Consider the following 25,213-nt stretch of genomic DNA (forward strand, 5'->3'; position numbering starts at 1 on the left):
TTACACACAATAATAAACAACGTTAACGAGAAACAACCTATTGAATAATATAAGGATTAACTATTTCGTTATCGTTATCATCGCGCTTTTTTCAGCGGCAATTATCGCCCTGAACATCACATGGCCTGATAGGCAAAAAGCGCAGATAAATAAGATTTTATCTCGTGGTGAGCTGCGAATTAGTACTATGCCTTCACCATTGATAACGATGAATGACAAAAAGGACCCCGTAGGTTTCGATTATGAATTAGTGAAACGCTTTGCTGATTACTTAGGCGTGAAGCTTGTCGTTAATATGCGGACAAATATCAACCAAATCTTTGATGATCTGGAGAATAACAAAGCCGACTTTATTGCAGCCGGATTACTTTATAATAAGGAGAGATTAGACACGACTCGAAGCGGTCCGGCTTATTTTTCTGTCTCTCAACAACTTATTTACCGTAAAGGCACATTACGACCACGAAGTTTTGATACTTTAAATGGTCGACTCGTTGTCAGTGCGGGATCCGCTCATGCCAGCTTATTACGAACGCTAAAAGAGACACAATATCCTGAACTCGAATGGGAAGAGTCACAAACACAAACGACCTCTCAGCTTTTAGAAGCGCTCTCTGAAGGTAAAATTACCTATGTATTAGCTGATTCTATCAGTGTTGCTGTTCAACAACGGATCCACCCCAATGTGGCTGTTGGATTTGAAGTCACAGAGAGTCAACCTTTAACGTGGTATCTTCCTGATAGCGATGATAATAGCCTATATGCAGCTATGTTAGATTACTTCAATCAGCTTTCTCAAGAAGATGTACTCGCAAGGCTTGAAGAGAAATACTTTGGTCATGTTGGCTCATTTGATTATTTTGATACTATCTCTTTTATCACTGCAATTGATTCCGTTTTACCAAATTATCAACCATTATTTGAAAAATATGCTGATACATTTGATTGGCGATTACTCGCTGCTATTGCTTGGCAAGAATCACATTGGGATCCTCACGCAACCTCTCCAACAGGCGTTAGAGGCTTAATGATGCTAACACGACCAACAGCATCAAGCATGGGAGTAAGTGATAGGCTAGATCCTGAAGAGAGTGTTCGAGGTGGAGCACAATACCTTAAATATCTGTTATCACGCCTACCTGAAACAATACCTGAAGACGAAAAAATCTGGTTTGCGCTCGCTGCATATAATATTGGTTTTGGTCATATGTTGGATGCTAGACGGCTTACCGAGCAACAAGGTGCCGATCCTAATAGCTGGTTGGATGTTAAATCTCGCTTACCATTACTTAGCCAAAAGAAATATTACGTTGATCTTCCTTATGGTTACGCAAGAGGACACGAAGCTTACCGCTATGTAGAAAATATTCGTCGCTACCAACTTAGTCTTGTGGGTTATTTACAGGCTAAAGAGAGTAAAAATAAAATTCTATCTAAAGATAAAAATAAAGATGAAAACGAAGAACAAACAGAAACCGTATCTTCGTTAGTACAAGAAACTGCCGCAAGTAATCCTTAGTATAAGAGCCTCTTTTATAGAGGCTATTTATCAATCTAATTTTCAATCCAAACTGTTCCCTTTTTTCTATCAAAAAACCTTTTGTTGAATAGACACCGTTACACTATTTTCAAGTCAAAATTTGTTACATTTTTTATCTTTTATTTTATATGTTAGTGCCAAAAGTCATGTTAAAAAATGTAACATTTTTTGCTTAAAATCACTCATCCTATGAGTAACATGGACTAAAAATCACCTAACAAGTCTTTTTAAGAGCATCAGAATAAGCAATATATAAGAAAAAATGAACTTAAATACGTAGGAATTATCTCATCTGTTATTGTTCCTTTTATGATTGCTTTTCTATGAAAAACTTATTTCAAAGTAAAAATTAACCTAGCCACTATACTATTAACATCTAAATTATTGAAATATATACTTTATGATATTCTATTATTTGTTTTATTAATTTTCTTAACGTTATGTTAATAACATTACTCTTTGTAAAGTTAATATAATGTTAATTATTATATCTATTAAGTTTATCTGCCCGATGAACTTTTTCACCCATAAATTGAGTAATAAAAAGAATAAACTTATAGAAAACTCTATTAATATGGAATAGGCAAGATTAAATATGAAAATTGAGGAAACTGACAAAACGTTATATCAAATCAGATGAGTTTATTGATATCATATAAACCAGTCATTATTCGAAACAACTCGAAATATAATGCAAATCAATTTTTGTATTCAGTAACAAATATTATTGCTTATTAATAATAACACATACGATCTTCAAGGGATTATCTATAATGAAACTGAGTAAAATTGCTTTAGCTGCGGCTTTAGTTTTTGGTATTAATTCTGTTGCAACAGCTGAAACTCCTGCGCCAAAAGTTGGTGCTACTAAAGGCGAAATTCAATTAAAAGGTGAAATTGTTAATTCAGCTTGTGGATTAGCAGCATCATCAAGCCCAGTTATTGTTGACTTCAGTGAAATACCAACGTCTGCATTAGCAAATATGCAAAAAGCGGGTAACATCAAAAAAGATATCGAATTACAAGACTGTGATACTACCGTAGCAAAAACCGCTACTGTTAGCTACACCCCAAGTGTTGTAAACCCAGCGAATAAAGACTTAGCTTCTTTTGTATCAGGCTCAGCTTCTGGCGCGGGTATCGGTTTAATGGATGCATCAAGCAAAGCGGTAAAATGGAATACAGCAACAACACCTGTACAATTAGTTAATGGTGTTTCTAAAATTCCATTCGTTGCTTACGTACAAGCAGAAGCAGCTGATGCCGCTGTAACACCAGGTGAATTCCAAGCCGTAATTAACTTCCAAGTTGATTATCAGTAATACTTTTATTTAATTAAATAAATAAAGATTAATTACTGCAATAACGCAGAGGGATCCCTCTGCGTTAAATTCAATAAAACTCTTAAATTAATTAAATATAAAAATGAAAAAGTAATTAAATAAATATTTATTATTTAATTACTTTTTATTAAAAATAATAAATTAGGCGTTTGTTTATGTTAATTTCTTTTTCACATAGCACAATATGGAAATACAGTTGTGCCCTTTTGCTATTTTGCTTAGCGTTTTTCGCTCAAGCAGAGCAAGACGACTCTGTGGAATTTAACATTCATATGCTAGACGCCGAAGATAGAGATAACGTTGATCTCTCTCGTTTTGCTACCTCTAATTACGTTATTCCTGGTATGTACTATTTAGATATTCGTCTAAATGGCAGAGACTTCCCGAGACAAAACATCAATTATATTGAAGTTGGTAAAAATCTTTCGACTGTCTGTATAGACCCTGCATTGTTAAATAAATTAACTATTTCAGAAGAAAATCAAAAATATATCAAAGAAATAACGCCGGATTGTTTTGATATTAGCCAATTACCGGGTATCTCTGTGAAGAATGATGGTGGTGTTTTAGACATAACACTTCCTCGCTCTTTAATGAAATATGAAGATACAGACTGGACACCACCAGAACTTTGGGATTCTGGTATTTCAGGATTGCTGATTGATTACACTATCACGGGGACTTCAACACATCCAAATCAAGGCAATAACAATAATTCGCTAACAGGCTATGGCCAAACAGGTATCAATCTTGGAAATTGGCGCTTACGCGCTGAATATCAGGGAAATTACTCTTCTGAGTATTCATCAAATAATAGTTTCGACTGGAATCAAATCTACGCTTATAGACCGCTACCTGATTACGCAGCAAAACTGACGTTAGGGGAAACTTATCTGAACTCTCAGATTTTTGATAGTTTTCGCTTTACAGGGATTAATTTGCAAAGTGATGAGCGTATGTTGCCGCCTTCGTTACAAGGTTATGCACCTGAAATTCATGGTATTGCCAATACCAACGCCAAAGTAACCGTTACCCAAAATGGTCGTTTGATTTACGAAACCACAGTACCTGCTGGACCTTTTACTATCAAACACCTACAAGATACAGTGCAAGGTCAACTAGATGTTAGAGTTGAAGAGCAAAACGGCAAAGTAAATGAGTTTCAAGTACAAACCGCAAATTTACCTTATATGACTCGACCAGGAGCTATTCGTTTCAATACATCCATTGGTCAATCATCTCTGATAAACCATAAAATGGAAGGTCCTCTTTTTTATCAAGGGGATTTCTCATGGGGGATGAATAATACATGGTCACTTTATGGTGGTATGTTATTAACAGCAAAAGACTATAATGCTTGGTCTATGGGGTTAGGGCATGATATGGGCAGATTTGGCACATTATCAGGTGATATGACACAGTCTTACAGTAAGACACTTAATAGTGAAAATATTAACGGGATGTCATTTAAACTCAACTATGCAAAAACATTCGATGAGTACCACAGTACCATTACCTTTGCAGGCTATCGTTTTTCAGAAAAAACATTCCGATCTTTCTCTCAATATATTGATGAACGTTATAACGATATTAATAATAATGGCTACGAAAAAGAGATGTATACCATAACAGGTAATAAAACTTTTTGGGCTGATGACATTGAAAAATCGACAACCCTTTACCTCTCTTATCGCCATCAAAACTATTGGGATAAAAATACACAAGAGCAATTTGGCGCTACCATTAGTCGCAACTTTTCTATTATGGGTATTGACCAAATTAATACGAGTTTATCCGCATTTCGAACTCAACATAAAGGCGATACCGACGACAATATTTCATTTAATATTTCACTGCCATTAGGCGGTGGAAAAAGCTTAGGTTACAACCTACAAGACAGTAATGGAAAAGTGAGCCAGATGGCGTCTTATTCCGATAATAGCAATTATAATAATTTATGGCGTGTACGTGCTGGGCTAAGTTCTGATAATAAAGCCAGTACTGATGGTTATTATCAGCATCGTTCCCAATATGCAGAAATTAATGCTAATGCCAGCTATCAACAAGATAACTATACGGCAGTTGGTGCAACCATCAAGGGTGGATTTACAGCAACTCGCCATGGTGCTGCGTTACACAGTAGTAGTATGACATCAAGTACTGCTCGCATGATGGTTGATACTGATGGTGTAGCTGGTGTGCCATTTAATAATCGTAGTACCACTACCAACTTATTTGGAATTGGTGTGTTAACTGACCTAACAAGTTATAACAATATTGATGCTCGAATCGATGTTGATAAAATGGATTCAGATATTGAAACACGTAAAGCAATAACATCAGCAACGTTAACCGAAGGTGCCATTGGTTATTACGTTTTCCCTGTTCGTAAAGGTGAACGTTTAATGGCGATTTTACAAACCACAGACCATAAATATCCACCATTTGGTGCTGAAGTAACCAATACAGAGGGTGAAAATATGGGCATGGTGATGGAAGATGGCTTAGTTTATATTGCAGGTGTTAGCTTAAATGAATCATTAAACGTAATTTGGGATGGTAAAACTCAATGCTCGATTACGATGCCAGCTCAAATTACAGATCCACTGAAACGTGAATCACTTTTATGTCAGGGACATTAATGAATAAAATGAATAACAGAGATAATTGTATGAACTCATTCAATATACTGAAAACTTTATTTTGTGGATCACTATTCGCATTAAGTGTGGTTAGCGCTACTCAAGCGGGAGTGTCATTAGACAGAACGCGTATTGTTTTAACGGGTAATGAAAACTCGGCAAGTGTAAACCTAAAAAACACCAGTCCAGATATTCCTTTTTTAGCTCAATCATGGGTTGAAAATGAGAATGGACAAAAGATTTCATCACCTTTAGTTGCTTTACCTCCTTTACAACGTCTTGATGGCGATCAAAAAGGTGTAGTAAGGATAACTAAAACAGCAGAAATTGGTCTGTTACCACAAGATAGAGAATCACTGTTTTATCTTAATGTTCGTGAAATTCCACCGGCACCAAAACAAGCCAACGTATTACAGATGGCGATGCAATCACGCATAAAACTCTTTTATCGCCCAACGGCTATAACGCCTGAAAAACCGGGTATGGTTTGGCAAGATCAATTAATATTTAAAAAACAAGGTAATAAGTTTGTTGCTGAAAACCCAACACCTTATTACATCACCATTATTGGTCTTTCTAATAAGTTAAATGGTGAAGATAACGATAAATTAACCACTTTTCCTGGCTTAATGGTTGCACCTAAAGCTTCATTAGATATTCCGGTTAAAACCAGTAACGTTAATCAATTTTATATGATGTATGTAAACGACTACGGTGGACACCCTGAATTGAAATTTTTATGTCAGCAAGACAGCTGTAAAGTGGCACCAAAAGAACAGCAACCTAAATATTAATTAACTCAACGCCGGTAGGAATAAAATGAAATCAAATCACTGTAATTTTTATTTCAATACACTAAAAATATTTTTTACTGGCGCGCTGTTGTGTCCCCCTCTTGCGGCTTATGCATATATTCATGGTGAAGTACGCACAATAGGAGGACCTAATATTTTTCAAGTTCACTTAGATAACACGACATTTCCACGTAATCGTCCTGGCGAAACCGCTACGGTGAAGTTTTCTTTGAATGAACTTTATGTTGCAACGGTTTATTGCCCTAAAGATCCTTTAGTCCCTCAATCAAGAACATACTTTAAAGCAGATTCAGATCTGCGTTATTTAGGTCGAAATTTTTATGAACTCAACGAATATGTTGATGTGCAAATTAAATTTTCGATTTGGGGGCCTGACTCTCTTCCTACCGTTCCATTTATTGAAAAACCCAACCACGTAAACTGGCAACAAGGGTGCCGAGTGCCTGAATCACCAAAACCCAATATGTACTCTGGTGGTAGTGGTGTTTTAGTCTTTCGTTTGAAAAAACCGATTATTAATGGGGTTTCTTTAACTGGTCAAGCCGTTGCACAGATGTATGCCCGTGTAGGTAATGGTTTGTATCAAGAATATGGTCCAGAACCCATATCAAAATTAGTGATTAGTTCAGGCATATTAACGACTGAAGATAAATGTACCTTTAATAACGGCTCACCTATTACTTTTGATTTTGGCAATGTGGGTAATACTTCTGAGTATTTAAATGGTCAAAACTACAAAATTACCCGAAATATTCCAATAAAGTGCGAAGGGGGTAGTTTTACCAACCCAAACAGCCGAATTATGTTTAAAGTTCAAACCGGAAGTTCTGGCGTTGCCAGTTTTAACGCTGATTATTTAGGCACAACGGGTCCTGTAGATAGAACAAACCTAGGTATTGTTTTAAGAGATAAATCAGGTGCTATTGTTGCGCCTAATAAATATTTTTCTGTGGGAAAATTAAATAATTTTACAGGTAATTGGGAAGTGACTGCGGCACCAATTGCAAAAGCCGGCAGCAAAATTACTGAAGGTGAGTTTTCTGCTCATGCCACACTTGTTGCGGAATTTATGTGATGAAAAAAACAATAAGAATATCAATAACAAGTACTATTACATCGTTTCTATTACTGTTATCCCCATCAACCTATTCTGCAACAGAATTAATTGGTGGTGATATGGAATTTAAAGGTGTGGTTGTCGCTCATGGGTGCACTATTGTTGCTGGCGATGAAAATAAAATGGTAGATTTCAAACAGATTTCAGCCAGTGAACTTTATTCTTTTAAAAAATCAGAACCAATACCTTTTAGCATTAGCCTAGAAAATTGCAGCCAAGATATTTATAAAAGTGTGACTATTACACTCGATGGCAAAGAACATTCAACAATGTCAAACCATTTAGCGGTAGTGGGAACAGGATCTGAAGATCCCAAAAGTATTGGTATTGTATTTACTGATGCTTATCGCAATATCATCCAATTAAAAAAGCCGAGTTCAACTCGACTTCTTAATCACCAGCGTATTCAATTTAACTTTATGGCTTACGTTGAAGCCTCACCCAGCGCGATTAAAAATCAGACTGTCTTAACGGGACCTTTTCAAGCACAAGCAACCTATACTTTGAATTATCAATAATAAACACTAAAACCAGCTTACTTATCTTCTTGCGATATTTTATCTTTAATACTAAAAATTGGTGCTACTGTTTTTTGTGATTTCAGCTGTTTATTTTGTGCTCTTCTCATCTTGAAAAATTGGCTTAATTGTTGAGAACATTGTTCAGCTAATACACCAGATGTTATCTCAACCTTATGGTTCATTCCCGGATGCTGTAGAATATCAATAAATGAACCTGCCGCACCTGTTTTTAAATCTGAGGCACCATAAACCACTCTTTTTACTCGACTATGTATAATTGCACCAGCACACATAACACAAGGTTCTAACGTAATATAAAGTGTTGCATCAAGTAAGCGATAATTTTCTAAATGTTTTCCACCCTTACGCAATGCCATGATTTCGGCATGTGCCGTAGGGTCGTTATCCACTATCGAGCGATTCCATCCTTTAGCAATGATTTTATTATCAACGACTAATACAGCACCAACCGGGATCTCGCCTATCTCTTGGGCTTTTTGGGCTTGCTCAATCGCTTTATTCATCCAATAAATATCATCTTTAATTTCTTTCACAAGGATATCTCTTTATTATCGTATAGCAGCGTATTGTACCCTGTTTTCTATTGATAACTAAAGATATCACATTGATTTCTTTATTGTGATGATACGACTATTTAACCTTAACTCACCCTAGATTCTGTGGCTAATTTAATTGCCAATCCGCCTAAAATAGTTGCCATAAACCAGCGTTGAATTAGCGCCCAGCGAGGTCTTTGAATAAAGAAACTCGCAATAGAACCAGCGGCAACAACAATCAACGCATTCACAGCAATACTGATAACAATTTGAATACTGCCTAGTATAAGTGATTGATTTAATACACTATCATTGCCAATAGTAATAAATTGAGGCAGTAATGATAAATACATAAGTGCGATTTTAGGATTCAGTAAGTTAGTAACGAATCCCATAACAAAGAGTTTGGTTGTATTGCCAGAAAGTAACTGTTTAGGATGGAAGATAGAACGACCGCCGGGCTTAATAGATTGCCAAGCAATATAAAGTAGATAAATAGCACCACAAATTTTTAATGTGTCATAAGCATAAGGTACCGCCATAAAAATTGCAGTAATACCAAATGCCGCCAATAACATATAGAAGACGTAGCCAACAGCGACACCCAATAAAGAGATAAACCCCGCCTTTTTCCCTTGCGATATTGAACGAGAGATCAAGTAAATCATATTTGGACCTGGTGTTAGCACCAATCCCAATGATAACAACGCAAAAGCCCACATATTAAACAGTGTTGGCATAGATATCCCCTTATGTTATTGCCATTATTTAACATCAATAACAGAGTTATATGTGTGTTTTCTACCACAAAATACATTATTTTTTATAGATATCGCAGGTAGAGAATAAATATCTTTTGTTAATTTTTTAATTGATAATCCATCACAAAAAACTTTATCTGTGTGTATGCGTGTGTATAATGAGTTTCAGGTTAGGAGGTTATATGAGATCAGCTGACCTGATAAAGGAGTTAATAGCCGCAAATTGCGAGTTAAAACGGCATAATGGAGGAAGTCATCAGATCTGGTGGTCTCCAATAACAGGAAAAACATTTCCTGTTCCTCATCCTAAAAAAGACTTACCGATTGGCACTGTTAAATCCATAAAAAAATCGGCGGGGATATAATCTCCCCGCCACTTAACGGAGGTTTATATGTTTTTTTCAGTTGGTGTAGAAACACCACATAATGAAAATACAGCATATGGCATGGTCATTCCGGCTTTTGAAGCATACGGTTATAGTTGTTTTTCTGCTGCAGACACCCAAAAAGAAATTTCTTCAATGGTTCGTGAAGCCATTATGCTGACTGTTGAAGATATGGTACTGAGTGGCAATTTTTCAGTAGAACAGATCCAAGATGCAGGTCATCTTGTATATTCAATGAATCCTGAATATTCAGACTTTGATACTTGGTTTGTCATTGATATCGATTTATCTAATTTTGAAGGTAAACAGCAGAGGATCAATATCGCATTACCAGATACATTAATTAAACGAATTGACAATCAAGTGAAAGAACATCCATCTAAGTACCGCGACCGTAGCCATTTTATTGCAGAAGCCGCACGTCACGAGCTTATTTCAAACTAAATTTATTCCACCTTTTGCTTAACCAAGTAAAGGTGGAATATTTTGTTCCTCAAAATAAAATTTAATTTTCGAACTTTTAAATCCATATGTTTAGAATATTCGGTGTATATGATAGTCTCACTTTCTTTTGTATATGATTGTGTATTTATTTTATATGTAAATACTCTATTCTCTATAGAGAGAGTCGTTATACAACATAGATAACACAAGCAACAGATTAAGAGTAACATATAAGTGCAAGATATAAGTTACTGAAATTTAATAATTTATATACTGAGTGACTGATATGGCTTTACTAATTACGAAGAAATGTATCAACTGCGATATGTGTGAACCCGAGTGTCCTAATGATGCCATTTCAATGGGTGATGAGATTTATGAAATTAATCCTGATCTTTGCACAGAATGTGTAGGTCATTACGATAAACCGACTTGCCAATCAGTTTGCCCGATTACCAATACAATTATTACTGATCCTACTCATACTGAAACTCAAGATGAGCTATGGGAGAAGTTTGTTTTAATTCATCACGCAGACAAAATCTAACCCGTCATATATACAAATGATAATTATGGGTGATAAATTTAAGAGTGTTATTTTTCTAAAATAACCGTTGCACAAGCATAACGTTGTTCATCAGCAAGCGTTACGTGAATAGAATTTATCCCCGCTTTATCTGCCATCTCTTTCGCTACCGCTAAAAAATGCAGTGTGGGTTTTCCTAATTCATCATTACGCACTTCAAAATGATTAAAGGCTAAACCTAAGCGAATTCCTGTACCTAATGCCTTTGCCGCGGCTTCTTTAACTGCAAAACGCTTAGCAAGAAAACGAGTGGGTTGCTTATGCGACTGATAAATATCCCATTCACTTTTAGTCAGAATACGGCGAGCAAGGCGTTCACCTGAACGCCCTATTATCTCTTCAATACGGGATATCTCAACAATATCCATACCAATGCCAACAATAGCCATTAACGACGCGCTTCTCGCATTAAGCGTTTCATCTCTTCAACTGCAGGTGCTAACCCACTAAATACCGCTCTCGCAATAATGGCATGACCAATATTCAATTCATAAAGTTCTGGTAATGCGGCAATACGCTGTACGTTATGATAGTGCAAACCATGCCCTGCATTTACTTTTAAGCCTTTAGATGCAGCATAAGCCACGGCGTCACGAATACGCATAAACTCTTTTTCTTGTTCCATTTCATCTTCTGCATCTGCATAAGCACCAGTATGGATCTCAATAAAAGGTGCACCAACGCGAGAAGCCGCATTGATTTGTTCGTGGTCAGGATCGATAAAAAGAGAAACTTTGATTTCTGCAAGTGATAAACGTTTAATAGCATCAGCAATTTTAGCTTCATTGCCCACAACATCTAAACCACCTTCCGTTGTGACTTCTTGACGTTTTTCGGGCACTAAGCAGCAAAAATCAGGTTGCGTTTGACAAGCAATTTCGATCATCTCTTCTGTTACTGCCATTTCTAGATTTAATCTTGTCTGAACAGTTTGGCTTATCAACATTAAGTCACGATCGGTGATGTGGCGTCTGTCTTCACGTAAGTGAATAGTGATACCATCTGCACCCGCTTGTTCCGCAATAAAAGCCGCTTGTACTGGATCGGGATACGTTGTGCCACGGGCATTACGAAGGGTGGCGATATGGTCTATATTAACGCCAAGTAGAATATCAGACATGCTCTTCTCCTGAAAAATAACGTTGCATTACCATAGTTTACACATTCTATAGAGAAGAAAAAGACAATATTATTGAACCGCGATCTACACCTTTTTTTTCGCTGTTTTTTTAATGGCAAATTGTCTAAAAAGTTCTCTACTTTTTAATGGTTTTCCACCTAAATAAGGCTTTAATGCCATACGTGTAAATCGTTTAGCCGCTTTTAATGTGCCTGGAGTTGGAAATTCACGACTTGCCAAGGATTTTAATTCAAATCCAGTAAAACTATTATGATCAACCACTAAACTCGCAATAAAACCTTTCTCTTCGCGATAACGATACGTCATGGTATCGGCAACAGCCTCACCACTTCCGGCACAATGAAGAAAATCTAGACCATAACCAAGTTGTGCAAGTAATGCGAGTTCAAAACGCCTTAACGCGGCTTCAGGGGTGATTTCACTGGCAGCAAGAATTTGTAAGCAAGAGAGATATTCAAAAAAAAGGACACTATAAGAAGTGCCATTTTCTAATACGCGAGAGAGTAACTCATTAAGATACAGACCACTGTAGAGTACAGTGCCTGATAGTGGTAATGCTAAAGAGATTGGCTCTGCATCACGCAGGGTTTTTACTTCTCCTCGCCCACTCCAACGAATGAGCAAAGGAGTAAAAGGTTGAAGTGCGCCTTTTAAAGGTGAACGTTTACCACGCGCACCTTTTGACAAAATGCGAACTCGCCCTTCATTTTCAGTAAAAAAATCCAGTAACAGACTGGTTTCACTGTAAGGACGAGCATGGATAACAAATGCACGTTGCCAGCCATCCACTTCAGTTACCTATTTTAAGTCGTCCACATAGCCAAGGCTACGTAACGCACGTTCATCATCAGCCCAGCCCGCTTTTACTTTCACCCAAAGTTCTAAATGCACTTTGTTTTCAAATAAATTTTCCATATCCATACGGGCTTCAGTACCGATTTTCTTGATTTTAACGCCTTTATTACCGATAACCATTTTTTTCTGGCCTTCACGTTCAACCAGAATTAATCCATGAATATCATAGCCACCACGAGCATTGGTAACAAATTGTTCAATCTCAACAGTGACAGAATAAGGTAATTCTTCACCTAAAAAGCGCATCAGTTTTTCACGAATAATTTCTGATGCCATAAAACGCTGAGAACGATCAGTAATATAATCTTCAGGAAAATGATGTGCCGCTTCAGGAAGACATTTACGTACTATTTTTGCAATAGTATCAACGTTCATATCTTTTTCGGCACTGATTGGTACTACATCAAGAAAATCCATCTGTTGACTTAAAAAGCCAATATGTGGAAGTAACTTGGTTTTATCAACCACGTTATCAACTTTATTGATAGCCAATAAAACAGGACAACGTAATGATTTCAGCTTGTTTACTACCATCTCATCGTCAGCAGTCCAGTTAGTTCCTTCAACAACAAAGATAACCAGTTCCACATCACCGATGGAGCTACTTGCCGCACGATTCATTAAACGGTTAATTGCACGCTTCTCTTCAATGTGCAATCCCGGTGTATCAACGTAAATTGCCTGATACGCGCCATCGGTATCAATACCCATGATACGGTGACGTGTGGTTTGAGGTTTACGTGACGTAATAGAAACTTTCTGCCCCAATAATTGGTTCAGTAGTGTTGATTTTCCCACATTTGGGCGACCAACTATCGCAATAAATCCGCAATAGGTTTGTTCTTCGCTCATTCAAGCTCCAGTTGTATTAATGCCTGTTCAGCAGCGGCTTGCTCAGCTTTACGACGGCTTGTACCCATCCCCTTTACAGGTTGCTCGATACCGCTTATCTGACAATGGATCGTAAACTCTTGATCATGGGCTTCACCACGAACCTGTACCACAATATAGGCAGGTAATGGTAAGTGACGCCCTTGCAGGTATTCCTGCAAACGAGTTTTAGGATCTTTTTGCTTATCGCCTGGGCTGATTTCAGCCAAGCGATTCTCATACCATTGTAAAATGATATTTTCGATGTTTTGAATATCACTATCGAGGAAAATTGCACCAATTAATGCTTCAACCGTATCAGCAAGAATTGATTCACGGCGATAACCACCGCTTTTTAATTCACCAGGGCCTAAACGTAAACATTCACCCAGTTCAAATTCACGCGCTAATTCAGCAAGTGTATTTCCACGAACAAGGGTTGCTCTCATACGGCTCATATCACCTTCATCAACGCGAGGAAAACGATGATAGAGCGCATTTGCAATAACATAGCTTAGAATTGAATCACCTAAAAATTCTAAACGTTCATTATGTTTACTGCTAGCACTACGATGCGTTAATGCCTGTAGTAATAATTCATTTTGCGTAAAAGTATAACCCAGTTTTTTTTGTAACTGGTTTACTAATAAAGTATTCATGTGCGATAAATTTCCATTACTTAATTTGAAGCACACGCAACAAATCTGTTTAAGTCAACGGGAAATTATCGGGTTGGATAACAGAACTGTTGCGTTTGCACTGGCCCCTGTTTATTACAGGAGCCAATCGTGTTTAAAGAAGTGACATATTCTACACTGAGATAAATCGGAATGCTGTAGCTATTTTGTTAATAATTACTTTATGCCACCGATACGGCTAAAACGAATACCCGTTGGCCATTCATTCTCTTGTTTTTCAAAGCTCATCCAGATAGTTGTTGCTTTACCTACTAGGTTTTGCTCAGGAACAAATCCCCAAAAACGGCTATCAGAACTGCCATCTCGGTTGTCACCCATCATAAAATAATGACCATCTGGTACTATCCAAGTTCCTACTGGCAAGCCCGGTTGAATAAATTCAGGCATCGTCATATCGCCAGGAATAGTCATAATACGGTGTGAGACTTTACCAATGGTTTCTACTCGCTCTTCTTGACGGAATTGAGTTGCGGTAGAAATAGGATCTTCAATTGGAATAGACTTCATACCATTAATACGCTGACCACCAGGAACATTTTGTAAAAGCAGAGTCCACTCACTTGGATAAGCAGTGCCATAAGTCACTGAAATCTCATCGTTACAAATTGCTTTGTCACAGTTTGGATAAATATGAACTTTTTTAGACATCATGTCATAAACAATTTTATCACCCGGCAGACCAATCACACGCTTAATAAAATCAGTAGAAGGATCGCGTGGATATTTGAAAACAGCAATATCACCACGTTTTGGCTTCCCTGTATTAATTAAGGTTGTTTGTGTGATCGGATCTTTTAGCCCATAAGCAAACTTTTCAACCAAAATGAAATCGCCAACCAATAGAGTTGGCATCATTGAACGAGAAGGTATCTGAAACGGCTCATACACAAATGAACGCAGAATCAAAACAATAATCAACACAGGGAAAAGAGAAGCAAGTGTCTCAATCCAGCTTGGTTTATTGATTGATTTTGCTAACTCTTGCTGATCCCCACCGCCTGCGGCCATCTCTTGAAAATGTTTCAATTTTGCTATACGAGCAGGCTTAAGCTTAAAGCGCTCAATTCCCCAAAGAATACCCGTAATCAGTGTTGCCAGTGTTAGGATCAAGGCAAACGTGTTAGCCATGTTTTCTCCTTAAATTATTTATCTTTACCAACATGAAGAATGGCTAAAAACGCTTCTTGTGGTAACTCTACGTTACCTATTTGCTTCATACGTTTTTTACCATCTTTCTGTTTCTGTAATAGTTTTTTCTTACGGCTAACATCACCACCATAACATTTAGCTAATACGTTTTTACGTAACTGCTTAACCGTCGAACGAGCAATAATGTGGTTACCAATAGCGGCTTGAATTGCGATATCAAACTGCTGGCGTGGAATAAACTCTTTCATTTTTTCCACTAAATCACGACCACGATAAGGCGCGTTATCGCTATGGGTGATAAGTGCTAAAGCATCAACTCGATCACCATTAATCAAGACATCAACACGAACCATGTTTGAGCCTTGGAAACGAATAAAGTTATAGTCTAAAGAAGCATAACCACGAGAGGTTGATTTTAAGCGGTCAAAGAAATCAAGTACCACTTCAGCCATCGGAATTTCGTAAGTTAATGAAACTTGATTACCATGATAGACCATATTTGTTTGAATACCGCGTTTTTCGATACATAAGGTAATAACATTACCTAGGTATTCTTGCGGCAGTAACATATGGCACTCAGCAATAGGTTCTCTGATCTCTTCAATATTATTCAGTGGTGGCAGCTTAGATGGGCTATCTACTAATACAATTTCGCCACTGGTCAGTTCAACTTCATAAACGACCGTTGGTGCGGTTGTAATAAGATCGAGATCATATTCACGCTCTAAACGTTCTTGAATGATCTCCATATGTAAGAGACCCAAGAAACCACAACGGAAACCAAATCCTAGTGCTGTAGAGCTTTCTGGCTCATAAAACAGTGATGCATCGTTAAGACTTAATTTACCTAATGCATCACGGAAAGATTCATAGTCATCAGAACTAATCGGGAACAATCCTGCATAAACCTGAGGTTTTACTTTTTTAAAGCCTGGCAGCGGTTTATCTGCTGATTTTAGTGCGGAAGTTAAAGTGTCACCAACTGGTGCCCCTAAAATATCTTTAATACCACATACAACCCAACCAACTTCGCCACAATTTAATGCTGTGGTATCCACTTGTTTTGGTGTGAAAATACCAATACGGTCAATATTGTAAACTTGACCAGTACTCATCACTTTGATTTTATCACCTTTGGCAACTTTACCGTTTTTAATACGGATAAGTGAAACAACACCAAGATAGTTATCAAACCAAGAGTCAATAATCAGTGCTTGTAATGGTCCGTCAGGATCACCTTCTGGTGCAGGGATCTCTTTAACTAGGCGTTCAATAACTTCTTTAACACCAACACCCGTTTTTGCCGAGCAACGCACAGCATCTGTTGCATCAATACCAACGATATCTTCGATTTCTTCAGCGACACGTTCAGGCTCTGCAGCAGGTAAGTCAATTTTGTTTAATACTGGTACAACAGTTAAATCCATATCCATCGCTGTATAACAGTTAGCTAAGGTTTGAGCTTCAACCCCTTGCCCTGCATCAACAACCAGTAAAGCGCCTTCACAAGCAGCAAGAGAACGAGAAACTTCATAAGAGAAGTCAACGTGGCCTGGGGTATCGATAAAGTTAAGTTGATAAACTTCGCCGTCTTCAGCTGTAAAATTCAGTGTGACACTTTGCGCTTTAATAGTGATACCACGTTCACGCTCAAGATCCATAGAATCAAGAACCTGCGCAGCCATTTCACGATCTGTTAAGCCACCACAAATTTGAATAATTCGATCTGATAATGTCGATTTACCGTGGTCAATATGTGCGATAATGGAAAAGTTACGTATGTTTTTCATTCTGAAATTATTTTTCTCTGTTGCCTTGCTCTATAAATCTAGCTTTGGACACATTCATGAACACAAAGCGAAAACTCTATATTGCAGATGAGTTATGATTGATGACGCATTCTACACACTAGAGACATTATACTCAAAGAAACGTTCATCAAACACAAACATTTACGCTAAGAGTTACATTAATTTGTAGTTTTTTGTGTGTGTTTTATTGATATAAAGAATGGTTACTTTATAAGAAATAGTAGAAAACCAAATAAAAAAGGGGCAACAGCCCCGCTTTTCATTTTATATTAAAAAACGATTATGATTCTTGAAATTGAATTCTTAACTCATTTGGTGGAAGCCCTATTTGTAGAATAACAGGTTCAAAGCCTTCATCTTTACTCCACAATGTTGCCACTCTCTTTGCAAGCAAAAAGCCAATGACACCACCAACAAGCCCACTACAAAAAATAGCAAATTCACTAGAAAACCAAAACGTTGAAATTCCTGCAACAATAAACAATCCAATTAATGGCGTTAAATAAACTAACATTGCAGAGAGTAATAAATTATTTTCAGGAATACCGACTTCTACTTTTTGACCTTCAACTAAAGGTTGTTCTACGGGAAGTTCTAGTTGATGAACAGTTTCAGGTCCAATTTTATTAAGTAAATAGGAGCCGCAAGCAGCGCGAGCCTGACAACTACCGCAGCCCGAAGAAGAACCATAGCGTAATAAAGCCCTTCCTTCATGCCAATGTATGACGGTTGCCCACTCTTTAACCATAATTTATACCCTTTACTTTTTCGTAAAAACAACGCTATTGACTATATTTTGCGCTGTAGCGAACGGTAGTTGACCAATAAAGGTTATTTCCTTACCTTCTTTGTCATAGGTATAAATAGTATTACGACCATACCTTAATAATTTATCACGTTCGGGGGAATTTGCTTGTTGCCCGTTTTTATTCACATAAATTGAGAAATCAAATAAGCCATCACTATATAAAATTGACTCGCTAAATTCAGTTTCAGAAATTTGGTGATTGCTGCGTTTCACCTCTTTAAACCCTTCAGGCAACATAGTGACAGACCAGCTATAAGTGACTTCTTTTGCTTTAGGCACAAGAAGTAATGGTGGCATATTAACCGTGCGTAGTGAACTTAGTGCTGTTGCAATATCTTTATTATTTTGATTGGCAGTAATCACTCTAAACTGTTCAATAACATCATTATTTTTATCTAGCAAATCAATTCGAAGTGGTAGGTATCTGGTTTCATCAATAAATAAAACATAGTCATAACGATCATTATTTTTTGAGAGTACTCGCACAACCCGACTAGAAATATCGCCAATATGAGTTCTACCTGCATCGATAAAATTATAATATTCAGATAGCTCATTAAAATTTTGATAAATAATTGCCGGAATATAATCAACAATATGATCATTTCTTAAACTAAAAGCATCTAAGCCTGGTTCAAAATAGCTGATTTCATCGCCACGCTGAACTATCTCACGTCGAGTGCTATCCATTTGCATTAATTGTGCAAGGGGTTTGCCATCAAGCAATGTATGACGATAACGGATTGGAACAATACCTTGAGAATTGATATTGATAAAAGATAATTCATAGGTAGAGGTTTGAGCTGTATTACCCATCTTTTGCAACAAAGCCTCGACACTACCTGTTTGAGGTTGAGCCAAGGCTTGTATCGACATCGATAGGCTGCCCACCAGCAATGTGGTGGATAACCATGATATTTTCATTACGACTGTTCAATTCCTACGCGTTAGGATTTATTCACACTGTTATTTTTACTGCTGTTGCTGAGTAGATGCAGGCACTTCTGCTGTCGCTTCATCTTGTGGTGCATTATAAATACGACGATCCAACTCATATTGTTGCAACATCAAACCAAGGCGTTGATTACGCTCTTGTAAACGTGCTTGTTGCTCACGACCAAGGTTATCATTTTGCAGATTTAAACTCACTGGCGCACCAGCACCCATGATAGGTTGAGTGTTAAATACTGGCGAATCAACTTGGAAATCTTCAGAGCTACTATTTCCGTTATATTGCTGAACCCCAACAATAACAGCCAATGATACACAAGCTGCGACCCCAATTTGGGTCAACTGACTTGCCCAAGGACGTAACGTCTGTAAGAAAGAGTGCTGACGCCATTGTGACGGCGCAGGTTGCTGCTCTCGCGGTTGTTCAGGACTTATGCGGACAGGCTCATTTTCAAGCGCTAAAGCAACGCGACTTGCAATATCAAAGTGGATAACTTCACCGACATCACCACGCATTGTGTCTCGAACTAAATGGTAGCGTTGCCATGTCTCTTGCATTGAATCATCATGAGCAATCGAACCTATTAATTCTTTATCAAGAACTTCGCCATCCATAAATGCAGAAAGTTTCTCTTTTTGCATGTAAAAGTACCCTTCAGTCAATGATGGTTCACCCATGATTATAAATCTTGTATCAATGGTTGAACCTTATTATCAATAGCTTCTCTCGCCCTAAAGATACGCGAACGTACTGTTCCTACAGGGCAATCCATAATGACGGCTATCTCTTCATAGCTCAGTCCGTCAAGTTCCCGAAGTGTTATAGCAACCCGTAAATCTTCAGGTAATGACTCTATGGTGTGAAAAACTACTCTCCGTAACTCTTCAGACAACATTAAGTTCTCAGGGTTCGAAATTTCTTTTAATGCATTCGATGTTTCAAAATTTTCAACATCACTCGCATCGAGATCATTTGAAGGCGGACGACGCCCTTGTGCGACCAGATAATTTTTTGCCGTATTTACTGCAATACGATAAAGCCATGTATAAAAAGCACTGTCGCCACGAAAAGAACCAATAGCGCGATAGGCTTTAATAAAGGCTTCTTGCGAAACGTCTGGTACATCACCCTGAGGTACATAACGAGAAATCAGGCTTGCTACCTTGTGCTGATAGCGGATAACCAACAAATTAAATGAATTTTGGTCACCTTTTTGTACCCGTTCAACCAACATTTGGTCCGTTAACTGCTCGCTCATTAGAGATGGACTCTCCCGAAGTCAAGCTTCGTACTATTTATTGATGACTCCGTCATGTTACTCTCGTTATTCCTTCTCGTTTTTATGAGCTACAAGACTTAGAGCATGAAAATAGTATGAAGTTCAATCCAATCATAATTATAAGAGATGAATCACAAAAAAATCGTTGTTGTAATCACCAACCAAAATCCAATTTGCCAATAAAAACACGACAACACAATGATATAATTTAAAAATATACTTTTATTTACAACAATATATAAAATCTTAAGCAATGTAATATTCAGTACAGTTTAGTAATATAAATAAAAATCTGTTACCAATAATTGAAACTTATCAGTGTAATGACCTTCACTATTACGGATAATAAGTTCATCAACATTACAGTTTACTGTCTCTTGGTTTTGTCGCTGAAATGCTAACAAGATACGATGATAAGGTTTATCCGCACTATCTTTAACATTTACTCGATTAACTAAAACCCACTCTTTTTCTTGTGCGATTTCAATAAATTGCTCACCAATAAAATACGGTAACACCACACAAAAAACGCCATTTTCGGCAATAAGTACTTGAGCGCTGTCGAGCAATCCTTCATGAGTCAATGTTTTGGTATAACGAGCTTGCTCTCGTATATCATCACGACAAGCAACCGCCGGTTCAAAATAAGGAGGATTACTTACTATTAAATCATAACTTCTCTCTGTTTGCAGAGCATAATGATGAATATCACAATGATGAATATGAATAAGAGAATGCCACGATGATCCCTGTGCATTTTCAGTCGCCTGCAAAGCGGCTTGTTCATCAAGTTCAATTGCGTCGATAAGTACTGGTGGAACAGCTCGTTGAGCAAGCATCAAGGCAATAAGCCCACTACCTGTTCCAATATCCAATATTGATTTTACGCTTTCAACAGGTGCCCATGTACCTAGCAAAACACCATCAGTGCCCACTTTCATGGCACATTTATCATGAGCAACAAAAAATTGTTTAAAGGTAAAACCACCTTTGCGTAGCCCTGCTTTCTTTACTTTCTTATGATTCATCTATTTGCTCTGTTTAATCCTATAACCATCTCTTTATCCTTCCTTGTCATTCCATGTTATTGGAAAAGAGATATATGGTAAGATAGCCCTTTATGTTGTCGCTATCTTAACATTAATATTTTTGTATACGTGTCAGGTTATTTACATTAAGCCAAAAAACATCGAATACCATTAGCAATCTCTATTATATAATGTGATAGCGGTAAATCCTCTGGCTTTTAGCGGGGGATAATGTCAAAATCCGCGCCCTAAACAGAGGTATACAATGACAGCCACTACATTTTCCAGTCTTGAACTTGATGAGAGTTTATTGACCGCACTAGAAGAAAAAGGATATCACCGTCCTACCGTAATTCAGGCAAGTGCTATTCCAGCAGCAATGGACGGTCGTGATATTTTAGGTTCTGCACCAACAGGTACAGGCAAAACTGCGGCATTTTTACTACCAGCAATTCAACACTTGCTTGATTATCCTCGTAAGAAATCAGGCCCGCCACGAATTCTTATTTTGACGCCAACACGCGAACTTGCAATGCAAGTTGCCACTCAGGCAAAAGAGTTATGTGCGCATACACATTTAGACATTGCCACTATTACTGGCGGTGTTGCTTATATGAATCACGCAGAAGTATTTAGCGAAAACCAAGATATCGTTGTTGCGACAACGGGGCGTTTATTGCAATACATCAAAGAAGAAAACTTTGATTGCCGCGCTGTCGAAATGCTGATTTTAGATGAAGCAGACCGTATGCTAGATATGGGTTTTGCTAACGATATTGAAACTATCGCGGGTGAAACTCGCTGGCGTAAACAAACATTACTGTTTTCAGCAACGCTTGAAGGTAATGCGATTGTTGATTTTGCACAACGCATTCTTAATGAGCCGATTGAATTAAACGCTGATCCATCACGTCGTGAACGTAAAAAAATTCAACAGTTCTATTATCATGCTGATAACGTTGAACATAAAACAGCATTACTTGCTCACTTACTCAAACAAGAAGATGTAAAAAAATCCATCGTTTTTGTTCGTAAAAGAGAGCGTGTAAGAGAACTTGTTACTGCGTTAGAAAAACAAGGTATTAAATCAAGCTACCTTGAAGGTGAAATGGCACAAACTCAACGTAATGATGCCATTAAGCGTTTAGAATCTGGTCAAATGAATGTACTTGTTGCAACCGATGTTGCATCCCGTGGATTAGACTTAGACGATATCACCCACGTATTCAACTTCGACTTACCACGTACAGCCGATGTTTATTTGCACCGTATCGGTCGAACAGCACGTGCAGGACGTAAAGGTATTGCAATTTCGTTAGTAGAAGCTCACGACCATCCATTACTTGGTAAGATTGGTCGCTATGTTCAAGAGCCAATTAAATACCGTGTTGTAGCAGAGTTACGTCCAGAAACTAAAGCACCGGCTGAAAAGTCAACGTTCAAACCGTCTAAAAAAGTACTTGCAAAACGTAAAGCGAAAAAAGACGAAGAGAAAAAAGCCCCTAAAGTTAAAGTACGTACTCGTGATCGTAAAAATGTTGGTAAGCGCCGTAAAGCAGTCAACGAAGGTGCAGCAAAAGAAGTTTCAGTCGTCACTACTCAAAATAGTGAAAAAGAGTAATTTGCGACCAAGAGATTGATCACCTCATATTAAACGTTAAAAGCCGTAACTATTTTACTAGCTACGGCTTTTTTATTACTTTTTATTAAAAAAATAATTTTAATAAAATTAAAACTAAATTAATTAGCTAACCTATTTCAAACGTAAAAAACCCGATATTATTCATATCGGGTTTCACTATCGACTGATTAGTTATTTACTATTTTAGTGTTGTAAATTACAGACTTTCAGTGAAAGTACGAGTAATTACATCACGTTGTTGTTCTGGAGTCAGTGAGTTAAAACGTACTGCGTAACCAGAAACACGAATAGTTAACTGAGGATATTTCTCAGGATTATTAACTGCATCTTCCAGTGTTTCACGGCTTAATACGTTAACGTTAAGGTGCTGACCACCTTCTACACGTACAACAGGTTTAGATTCAACCGGCACTTCACGGTACTCGATATCACCTAACTCTTTACGGTTAATGACTTGACCTTCTTCAAAGCCTTTTTTAGCACAGATGCAACGAGCTTCGCCGTTTTCATCGTCTAATAACCAGAAAGAATGTAATAAATCATCGTTATCTGCTTTAGTAATTTGGATACCAGTAATCATTTCGACCTCCATCATGGGCACAAAATCAAATTCCGATCTTGTATCAGAACTTGGGTATTTGGTCTAACCAATGTTTCTGCTTACTTATATACCAGTATAAATGGCGTCATTCTTTGATAAATATCAATAAAATTCATAAGTGTTTTCATCCTATTGGTGCAAAGGCTTGTTTTAAATCAACAATCACTTTCTGTGTATTTGCAATTTTTTTTGTAAATTTCTAAAGAAAAGTTGAAAAACCAATAAGTTTCAATTTTTATGCGGGATTATTTTCTTTCCACTTCTGAAGTCGGTAAGCTTAGCAGTAAGATATCAATAAGGACTTTATATTATGACTACACCACTAACCTGGCACGATGTTATAGGAACAGAAAAAGAAAAACCGTATTTCCTACAAATATTGGCACAGGTCTCACAACAACGAGATGCTGGAAAGATTGTTTATCCACCACAAGAAGATATTTTTAACGCTTTTCGTTTCACACCTTTTGATAACGTTAATGTGGTTATTTTAGGACAAGATCCTTACCATGGTCCTAATCAAGCTCATGGGCTCTCTTTTTCTGTACGCCCTGGCGTGCCGGCACCGCCTTCATTAGTCAATATGTATAAAGAGTTAGAAAAAGAATATCCCGATTTCAAACGCCCTAACCACGGTTATTTAGAAAGTTGGGCACAGCAAGGTGTTTTGTTACTCAATACCGTATTAACCGTTGAGAAAGGTCAAGCTCATTCACATGCTAATTTTGGTTGGGAAATCTTTACCGATGCGGTTATTGAACAGATAAATCAGCGCAGAGAAGGTGTTATTTTCTTACTTTGGGGTGCTCATGCGCAGAAAAAAGGTCGCTTTATTGATACAGACAAACATTTTGTCTTAAAAGCACCACATCCGTCGCCATTATCAGCTCATCGAGGTTTTTTAGGGTGCGGTCATTTTAAACAAACAAATGACATTTTGCAGCAACAGGGGCGAACACCCATTAATTGGTATTTAGATCCTATCGCTTAATAGCGATAAGCCGCGCAATATTTACATCATCAATATTACGCGGCTTTACTCATTGATATTATTTAGAAACAATAACCATCGCTGGACGTAATAAACGACCGTTTAGGGTATATCCTTTCTGCATTACATCAACAACATGATTAGCATCATGAGCCGGGCTATCAATTAATGTCATGGCTTGGTGAACTTCCGGGTTGAAGACTACATTTTTTTCATCAACCACTTCAATGCCAAACTTATGAACAGCATCTAAGAATGATTTTAAGGTTAATTCTAAACCTTCAATCATCGGTTTTAACTGTTCATTCTCATGATCTGCTGCTGATAAAGCACGCTCTAAGTTGTCTAGTACTGGCAGTAACTCATTAGAAAACTTCTCAAGCGCAAATTTATGTGCTTTTTCAACATCCAGTAGTGTACGGCGACGAATATTTTCTACTTCAGCTTGAGCACGGATCATCGCTTCACGTTCTGTTTTTTGCGATTGTTGTAGTTGCTCTTCTAACTCAGCAACTCGCGCTAACGCTACAACTAACTCAGCTTGAGCATCAAAGTCTGCCTGAGTTTCTTCTGTTGTTACTTGCTCTTTAGGCTCATTCATTGCAGATTCCATTCCTTCTTTTTCTTTTGAGACTTGCTCTTCATGTACATTTTGTTCTTTACTACTCATGAACAT

The 25,213-nt window shown here is 37.6% G+C and carries 27 protein-coding genes; 11 read left to right on the forward strand and 16 right to left on the reverse strand.

Going from position 1 to position 25,213, the window contains the following annotated elements; all coding sequences use genetic code 11:
• Positions 1-40: 40 nt before the first annotated feature.
• The 6 genes from mltF (at position 41) to ABN099_RS07100 (ending at position 7,975) form a co-directional block, all read left to right on the forward strand.
• Entirely contained in the window at positions 41-1,519 is a 1,479-nt protein-coding gene (gene mltF / locus ABN099_RS07075; protein ID WP_349462943.1) for a membrane-bound lytic murein transglycosylase MltF, read from the forward strand.
• Positions 1,520-2,313: 794 nt separating this feature from the next.
• Complete coding sequence (locus ABN099_RS07080; RefSeq protein ID WP_349462944.1) at positions 2,314-2,862, forward strand: fimbrial protein; 549 nt, start codon at positions 2,314-2,316, stop codon at positions 2,860-2,862.
• Between the two features lie 176 nt (positions 2,863-3,038).
• On the forward strand, positions 3,039-5,525 hold the full coding sequence (locus tag ABN099_RS07085; RefSeq protein ID WP_349462945.1) for a fimbria/pilus outer membrane usher protein: 2,487 nt from the start codon (positions 3,039-3,041) through the stop codon (positions 5,523-5,525).
• 29 nt (positions 5,526-5,554) lie between these two features.
• The gene (locus tag ABN099_RS07090; protein ID WP_349462946.1) at positions 5,555-6,319 is read left to right on the forward strand and encodes a fimbrial biogenesis chaperone; all 765 of its coding nucleotides are present in this window, start codon (positions 5,555-5,557) and stop codon (positions 6,317-6,319) included.
• Between the two features lie 25 nt (positions 6,320-6,344).
• A complete protein-coding gene (locus tag ABN099_RS07095; RefSeq protein ID WP_349462947.1) occupies positions 6,345-7,415 on the forward strand; it encodes a fimbrial protein in 1,071 nt (356 codons plus the stop codon).
• Positions 7,415-7,975, forward strand: coding sequence for a fimbrial protein (locus ABN099_RS07100; RefSeq protein WP_349462948.1), 561 nt, complete (start codon positions 7,415-7,417; stop codon positions 7,973-7,975). The genes ABN099_RS07095 and ABN099_RS07100 overlap by 1 nt, the downstream gene beginning before the upstream one ends.
• A gap of 17 nt (positions 7,976-7,992) precedes the next feature.
• On the opposite strand, the gene tadA is transcribed toward ABN099_RS07100, so the two are convergent.
• The gene (tadA, locus tag ABN099_RS07105) at positions 7,993-8,532 is read right to left on the reverse strand and encodes a tRNA adenosine(34) deaminase TadA (protein ID WP_349462949.1); all 540 of its coding nucleotides are present in this window, start codon (positions 8,530-8,532) and stop codon (positions 7,993-7,995) included.
• A gap of 107 nt (positions 8,533-8,639) precedes the next feature.
• Positions 8,640-9,275, reverse strand: coding sequence for a LysE family translocator (locus tag ABN099_RS07110; protein WP_349462950.1), 636 nt, complete (start codon positions 9,273-9,275; stop codon positions 8,640-8,642).
• A 203-nt stretch (positions 9,276-9,478) separates the two neighbouring features.
• Here ABN099_RS07110 and ABN099_RS07115 point away from each other — a divergent pair, with 203 nt between their 5' ends.
• From ABN099_RS07115 to ABN099_RS07125, 3 genes are all read left to right on the forward strand, one after another.
• On the forward strand, positions 9,479-9,661 hold the full coding sequence (locus ABN099_RS07115; protein ID WP_196534126.1) for a type II toxin-antitoxin system HicA family toxin: 183 nt from the start codon (positions 9,479-9,481) through the stop codon (positions 9,659-9,661).
• A 27-nt stretch (positions 9,662-9,688) separates the two neighbouring features.
• Entirely contained in the window at positions 9,689-10,126 is a 438-nt protein-coding gene (locus ABN099_RS07120) for a type II toxin-antitoxin system HicB family antitoxin (protein WP_349462951.1), read from the forward strand.
• A gap of 286 nt (positions 10,127-10,412) precedes the next feature.
• Positions 10,413-10,673 (forward strand): YfhL family 4Fe-4S dicluster ferredoxin, encoded by a 261-nt coding sequence (locus tag ABN099_RS07125; protein WP_349462952.1) that lies wholly within the window; start codon positions 10,413-10,415, stop codon positions 10,671-10,673.
• A 47-nt stretch (positions 10,674-10,720) separates the two neighbouring features.
• Here the strand turns inward: ABN099_RS07125 and acpS are convergent, their stop codons facing one another.
• From acpS to trmN, 12 genes are all read right to left on the reverse strand, one after another.
• Positions 10,721-11,101 carry a holo-ACP synthase gene (gene acpS, locus ABN099_RS07130; RefSeq protein WP_349462953.1) on the reverse strand — a complete coding sequence of 127 codons (381 nt, stop codon included), beginning with the start codon at positions 11,099-11,101 and terminating at the stop codon, positions 10,721-10,723.
• Positions 11,101-11,832: a pyridoxine 5'-phosphate synthase gene (gene pdxJ, locus ABN099_RS07135; RefSeq protein ID WP_349462954.1), complete on the reverse strand. Its 732-nt coding sequence runs from the start codon at positions 11,830-11,832 to the stop codon at positions 11,101-11,103. The genes acpS and pdxJ overlap by 1 nt, the downstream gene beginning before the upstream one ends.
• Positions 11,833-11,916: 84 nt before the next feature.
• Complete coding sequence (gene recO / locus ABN099_RS07140) at positions 11,917-12,642, reverse strand: DNA repair protein RecO (protein ID WP_349462955.1); 726 nt, start codon at positions 12,640-12,642, stop codon at positions 11,917-11,919.
• Positions 12,643-12,651: 9 nt separating this feature from the next.
• Positions 12,652-13,560 carry a GTPase Era gene (gene era / locus ABN099_RS07145; RefSeq protein ID WP_349462956.1) on the reverse strand — a complete coding sequence of 303 codons (909 nt, stop codon included), beginning with the start codon at positions 13,558-13,560 and terminating at the stop codon, positions 12,652-12,654.
• Positions 13,557-14,237: a ribonuclease III gene (rnc, locus tag ABN099_RS07150; RefSeq protein WP_349462957.1), complete on the reverse strand. Its 681-nt coding sequence runs from the start codon at positions 14,235-14,237 to the stop codon at positions 13,557-13,559. Before rnc ends, era begins: the two co-directional genes overlap by 4 nt.
• Before the next feature lie 195 nt (positions 14,238-14,432).
• Positions 14,433-15,404: a signal peptidase I gene (gene lepB, locus ABN099_RS07155; protein WP_349462958.1), complete on the reverse strand. Its 972-nt coding sequence runs from the start codon at positions 15,402-15,404 to the stop codon at positions 14,433-14,435.
• A 14-nt stretch (positions 15,405-15,418) separates the two neighbouring features.
• The gene (gene lepA, locus ABN099_RS07160) at positions 15,419-17,215 is read right to left on the reverse strand and encodes a translation elongation factor 4 (RefSeq protein WP_349462959.1); all 1,797 of its coding nucleotides are present in this window, start codon (positions 17,213-17,215) and stop codon (positions 15,419-15,421) included.
• 301 nt (positions 17,216-17,516) lie between these two features.
• A complete protein-coding gene (gene rseC, locus ABN099_RS07165; RefSeq protein WP_349462960.1) occupies positions 17,517-17,984 on the reverse strand; it encodes a SoxR-reducing system protein RseC in 468 nt (155 codons plus the stop codon).
• Between the two features lie 12 nt (positions 17,985-17,996).
• Complete coding sequence (rseB, locus tag ABN099_RS07170) at positions 17,997-18,968, reverse strand: sigma-E factor regulatory protein RseB (protein ID WP_349462961.1); 972 nt, start codon at positions 18,966-18,968, stop codon at positions 17,997-17,999.
• 48 nt (positions 18,969-19,016) lie between these two features.
• Complete coding sequence (gene rseA / locus ABN099_RS07175; RefSeq protein WP_349462962.1) at positions 19,017-19,637, reverse strand: anti-sigma-E factor RseA; 621 nt, start codon at positions 19,635-19,637, stop codon at positions 19,017-19,019.
• Positions 19,638-19,675: 38 nt separating this feature from the next.
• Complete coding sequence (rpoE, locus tag ABN099_RS07180) at positions 19,676-20,254, reverse strand: RNA polymerase sigma factor RpoE (protein ID WP_064720617.1); 579 nt, start codon at positions 20,252-20,254, stop codon at positions 19,676-19,678.
• A 293-nt stretch (positions 20,255-20,547) separates the two neighbouring features.
• Positions 20,548-21,303, reverse strand: a complete 756-nt coding sequence (gene trmN / locus ABN099_RS07185) for a tRNA(1)(Val) (adenine(37)-N(6))-methyltransferase TrmN (protein WP_349462963.1) — start codon at positions 21,301-21,303, stop codon at positions 20,548-20,550.
• A 265-nt stretch (positions 21,304-21,568) separates the two neighbouring features.
• On the opposite strand from trmN, the gene srmB reads away from it, so the two are divergent.
• A complete protein-coding gene (gene srmB / locus ABN099_RS07190; protein ID WP_349462964.1) occupies positions 21,569-22,924 on the forward strand; it encodes an ATP-dependent RNA helicase SrmB in 1,356 nt (451 codons plus the stop codon).
• A gap of 217 nt (positions 22,925-23,141) precedes the next feature.
• Here srmB and grcA read toward each other — a convergent pair whose 3' ends face one another.
• Entirely contained in the window at positions 23,142-23,525 is a 384-nt protein-coding gene (gene grcA / locus ABN099_RS07195) for an autonomous glycyl radical cofactor GrcA (RefSeq protein ID WP_064720620.1), read from the reverse strand.
• A 331-nt stretch (positions 23,526-23,856) separates the two neighbouring features.
• Here grcA and ung point away from each other — a divergent pair, with 331 nt between their 5' ends.
• Positions 23,857-24,537, forward strand: coding sequence for a uracil-DNA glycosylase (ung, locus tag ABN099_RS07200; RefSeq protein ID WP_349462965.1), 681 nt, complete (start codon positions 23,857-23,859; stop codon positions 24,535-24,537).
• 58 nt (positions 24,538-24,595) lie between these two features.
• Here ung and grpE read toward each other — a convergent pair whose 3' ends face one another.
• Complete coding sequence (grpE, locus tag ABN099_RS07205) at positions 24,596-25,207, reverse strand: nucleotide exchange factor GrpE (RefSeq protein WP_349462966.1); 612 nt, start codon at positions 25,205-25,207, stop codon at positions 24,596-24,598.
• Between the last annotated feature and the right edge of the window lie 6 nt (positions 25,208-25,213).

Origin of the sequence: Proteus hauseri (assembly GCF_040139125.1) — a bacterium.
GTDB lineage: Bacteria > Pseudomonadota > Gammaproteobacteria > Enterobacterales > Enterobacteriaceae > Proteus > Proteus hauseri_B.